Source organism: Rhodococcus ruber NBRC 15591, from assembly GCF_001894945.1.
In the GTDB taxonomy this organism is placed as follows: Bacteria; Actinomycetota; Actinomycetes; order Mycobacteriales; family Mycobacteriaceae; genus Rhodococcus; species Rhodococcus ruber.
The window spans coordinates 1-4439 of the sequence record NZ_BCXE01000047.1 but is presented as its reverse complement, the minus strand read 5'-3'; the positions used below and the strand labels follow the sequence as shown (position 1 = coordinate 4439).

Below are 4439 nucleotides of genomic sequence, written 5' to 3'. Positions count from 1 at the left end.
CTTCGTTCCACAGGAACCGGCAGCGATGCCACTCGTCGAGCAGGGCACGTTCGGCGAGGCGACCCGGCCGCAACCGGTAGTTGTAGCGCACCACCTCACCCCCCATGCCCGGCACGGTAGCCGCACCCACCGACACGTGTGCCCGACACCACCCCGACACCGAGAAAGGAGGACGGCGCTTGTGCTCCCTCGTCTACGAGGCAGTATCCGCGCCGAACACCAGATGACCGAGACCCTCTCCCCCGCCCGTCACTACCGCGAACTCGCGGCGAAGTTCACCGCACGCGTCGAGGCCGTGCCCGCCGACCGATGGGACTCGCCGTCGCCCTGCGCGGGCTGGTCCGCCCGCGACGTGCTGCGGCACGTCGTCGACACGCAGCGGCAGATCGTCACCGTCGTCGGCCTGGAACTGCCCGCCGGCCCGTCGCCGGACACCGACCCGGTCGGAGCCTGGGCCGCCACCCGGGACGGCATGCAGGCGATCCTCGACGATCCGCGGCGCGCCGGCCTCGAGTACGACGGCCACTTCGGCCGCACCACCCTGGCCGCGACCGTCGCGCGGTTCTACAACTTCGACCTCGTGGTGCACGCCTGGGACCTCGCCCGCGCCGCCGGCCTGGACGACACCGTCGACGACGAGGACCTCGACTTCGCGGAGGCGACGGCGCAGGCCCTGGGTGACTCGATCCGGATGGAGGGAGTCTGCGGACCGGCCGTCGAGGTACCGGCGGACGCCGACCGGCAGACCCGGGTGCTCGCGCACCTGGGGCGTCGCGCCTGACCGGCGGTAACCTCGCGCCTGACCGGCGGTAGCCTCGGGGCATGCGCGCTCCGGGCTGGTGGCTTCCGGTGTCGCTGCTGGCCGTGGCCGCCCTCCTGTCCGGTCCCGCCGAGGTCACCCCGCCCGCGCCCGTCACGTCCGTCGGCATCCCGGCGACGGGACTGACCGCCGACGTCCCGGCGACGTCCGCGACGATGTACGCGGGGGTGACCGATTCCGCCGACCCGCCGCTCCCGCGCGCCGTCGGCGAGCGCGGCGCACCGGCGTCCGTCGGCGACGAGTTCGACGAGTATCCCTATGTCCGCTACGAACTCGAATTTCCCCCCGGAACCGAGTCGGTGACGCTCCGGTGGCAGGGCCGCAGCGTCAACCTCGACGACCTCGCCCTGCACGTGCGCACCGACGGTTCGTGGGGCGAGCCGCGGGCCGTCGCGCGGCCCGAGGTGCCCGGCGGACCGATCGTGCTCGAGGCGCGGGTCACCGACGTCGCCGGCCCCCTGGAGATCCTGGTGATCGACGCGCCCCGTCGCGACCGGAGCTTCCGCGACGCCGCACCGGACCAGGCGTTCGCCGACCCGGCGGATTACGACTTCGCGATCCAGCACCTCACCGACACCCAGTACCTCGCCCGCGACGACACCGCCGTCTTCCGGGACATGACCACGTGGACGGCGCAGCAGGCCCGTGCCCGGAAGATCGCCTACGCCGTGCACACCGGGGACCTGATCCAGTCGTGGATCCGGCCGGGCGCCCCGGACGCCCGCGCCCGCACGGAGTTCGAGGTCGCGTCGGAGGCGATGGGAATTCTCGAGGCGGCCGGCGTGCCCTACGGGGTCCTGCCCGGCAACCACGACAACCTGTGGAACGTCGCCGGCCGGCTCGTGCCGGGCGAGCACGAACGCAACCATGCGCTGTACAACGAGTACTTCGGGCCGCAGCGGTACCGGGACCGGCCGCAGTGGGGTGACTCGGTGACCGACGCCGACAATTCGGCGCACTACGACCTGTTCGAGATCGCCGGCACCCCCTTCCTCGTCCTCTACCTCGGCTACAACCCGCCGGAGCACGTGATGCACTGGGCCGAGGGGGTGCTGGCCGCCCATCCCGACCGCAACACGATCGTCGCCGCGCACTACTACCTCGACGAGGACGGCCGTCTCCGGATGAGTGGATTCGGCGACATCGGCGGCAGTTCCGGCCAGCAGATCTGGAACCGGCTCGTCGTGCCGCACGAGTCGGTGTTCATGGTGCTGTCCGGGCACGTCGACGGGCAGACGACGGTGACCGACCGCCCGATCCCCGGCAGTGACCGGCGCGTGGTCGAGATGCTCGCCGACTATCAGTACTTCCTCGTCGACGGCCGGCGCGCGACGGGATTCCAGCGGTTGCTGCAGTTCGATCTCGACGGCGGCACGGTCGCCGTCACCACCCACTCGCCCGCCCTCGACAGTTTCCGGGTGGAGGACCACGACCCGCGCCGCCGCTACACCCCCGAGGACGGCGATTTCGTGGTGGACGTGCAGTTGCGTGCCGGCGTGCCCCGCGCGGTGATACCCGGATGAGCACGGATCACCCTGCCGCCGAGGCAGGTTCGGCGGTCGTCGCGCGGCTTCCGGGGCGGGCCTCCCCGAGCGCGTCGGCGGCGTCGCCCGCGGTGCGCTCTGCCGTTCGCAACGATTGCGTCACCGTGGGCGGCCGGCGCGCGGACGCTGCCGAAGAGGAGCCGCCGGCCGTACCCGGCCGCGGGGTGCTCCCGCCGGCCGAGCCGACCGGTGTGCTGCACCCGGACGGCGCGGGGAGTTCCCGCCGCCGGGGGAATGCGGGATAATCAGCGGCATCCGATCCTCCGGAGGTTCCCGTGCGACTGAGCAACGTTCCGCTCCGGCTGGCCACCGGCGCCTTCATCCTCAATTCCGGGCTGGGCAAGCGCGATCTCCCACCCGAGGCCGCGGCCGGGCTGCAGGACATGGCGAGCAAGGCGCTCCCCCGGCTCGGGAAGATGCGGCCGGAGACGTTCGGCCAGACCCTGTCGACCGCCGAGATCGGCGTCGGCGCCCTGCTGCTGGCCCCCTTCGTCTCCCCCGTGGTGGCCGGTTCCGCACTGACAGCGTTCAGTTCGGGCCTGCTCGCGATGTACTGGAAGATGCCCGGCATGCACGAGGGCGGATCCTTCCGCCCGACCCAGCAGGGCACGCCGATCGCCAAGGACGTGTGGCTCCTCGGGGCGGGCCTGTCCCTGATCATCGGCGGGATGTCCAGGTAAGGGTCCCGTCGCGGGTTCGGCACGACGCACCGTGGGTACCGCCGACACATGAACACACGACGCACAACCCTTATCGCAGGCGTGTCCCTGACCGCACTCGTCGTCGCGGGGTGCGGCGGCGATGATTCCTCGACGGAGAACCAGGCCACCGTCGAGGCGCCCCCCACCTCGGAGACGACGACCACCGGCATGCCCACGGCACTGCCCGGCACGGACGGAGTGGCCTTCGAGCTGCCCGGCGCAGGCGGTGGCGACGACAACGCATTCACCTACGACGAGGCCGCCGTCCCAGTCGGTTCGACGGTGACCGTCGAATCCGAGGAGGAGGGTGGACGCACGACGGTCACGCTCGAGGCGAGCGGGCTGGCACCCACCCGTGACTTCGGCGTGCACGTCCACACGCAGCCGTGCGGGCCGCAGCCGTCGGACGCCGGTCCGCACTATCAGAACGACGTGGACCCGGCGGCCACCCCGCAATCCCCGTCGACGGATCCCGCCTTCGCCAATCCCGGGAACGAGGTCTGGCTCGACATCACCACCGACGGCAACGGCAACGCTCAGGCGTCGACGACGGTCGACTGGGAGTTCCGCGACGACGAGGCGAATTCGGTGGTGCTCCACGCCGAGCGCACCAAGACCGGCCCCGGGGAGGCCGGCATGGCCGGTGCTCGTCTGGCCTGCGTCGACGAGGACTTCTGACCGGGGTCCGACCGCGGAAGGTGGACCGGACACATCGGGCAGGTGTCGTGCGGTGCCCCATACCGGCGTATGGGGATACCTGCAGGTACGGTGCATCCATGCGCGCGCGTCCCTATGCCACCACCAGCCCCACGCGTCTCGCCGCTGCCCTGCTCGAGGTCGCGGCACGGATCGGGCTCGACGGCGCCAGCGTGCGTGAGGTGGCCAGCCATGCGGGTGTATCGATCGGCGCCGTACAGCACCACTTCCCCACCAAGGACGAGATGCTCGCCTACTCGTTCCGATCGCTCGCCGAGCGGGTGCTGACGCGGTTGAGCACCGTCGACCCGGACATCGATCCGGCGCGCACCCTGTTCGCGGCGCTGAGCCAGTTGCTGCCGCTCGACGAGCAGCGCACCGCCGAGGCACACGTGATGGCGGCGTTCACCGTGCGCGCCGCGACGTCGCCCTCGTTGAGCACGATCCGGCACACCACGTTGTTCACGATGCGCACCGCGGTGTCCGCCGTCCTGATCCGGATGGGCACCGCGGAGGCCGAGACCCGGGCCGCACTGCTGCTGGCCGCGGTCAACGGCCTGGCGCTCGACGCGATCGCCAGTCCGGAACTGTATCCGCCGGAGTACCTGACCCACGCGCTGCACACCCAGATCCAGCTGTCGCTCGACGGCGCCGACGCCCGCTGACTGCTTCCAGAAT

At 71.6% G+C, this 4439-nt stretch carries 5 protein-coding genes; all 5 read left to right on the top strand.

From position 1 onward, the window contains the following. The first annotated feature begins 223 nt into the window (after window positions 1-223). The 5 genes from RR3_RS24290 (at window position 224) to RR3_RS24270 (ending at window position 4426) form a co-directional block, all read left to right on the top strand. Window positions 224-781: a TIGR03086 family metal-binding protein gene (locus RR3_RS24290; protein WP_064066724.1), complete on the top strand. Its 558-nt coding sequence runs from the start codon at window positions 224-226 to the stop codon at window positions 779-781. Window positions 782-822: 41 nt separating this feature from the next. After that, on the top strand, window positions 823-2343 hold the full coding sequence (locus RR3_RS24285) for a metallophosphoesterase (RefSeq protein ID WP_017681589.1): 1521 nt from the start codon (window positions 823-825) through the stop codon (window positions 2341-2343). Window positions 2344-2639: 296 nt separating this feature from the next. Continuing rightward, window positions 2640-3044 (top strand): membrane protein, encoded by a 405-nt coding sequence (locus RR3_RS24280; protein ID WP_010594882.1) that lies wholly within the window; start codon window positions 2640-2642, stop codon window positions 3042-3044. Window positions 3045-3092: 48 nt separating this feature from the next. Further along, window positions 3093-3743 carry a superoxide dismutase family protein gene (locus RR3_RS24275; protein WP_040273568.1) on the top strand — a complete coding sequence of 217 codons (651 nt, stop codon included), beginning with the start codon at window positions 3093-3095 and terminating at the stop codon, window positions 3741-3743. A gap of 98 nt (window positions 3744-3841) precedes the next feature. Then, window positions 3842-4426, top strand: a complete 585-nt coding sequence (locus tag RR3_RS24270; protein ID WP_017681591.1) for a TetR/AcrR family transcriptional regulator — start codon at window positions 3842-3844, stop codon at window positions 4424-4426. Window positions 4427-4439: the final 13 nt, after the last annotated feature.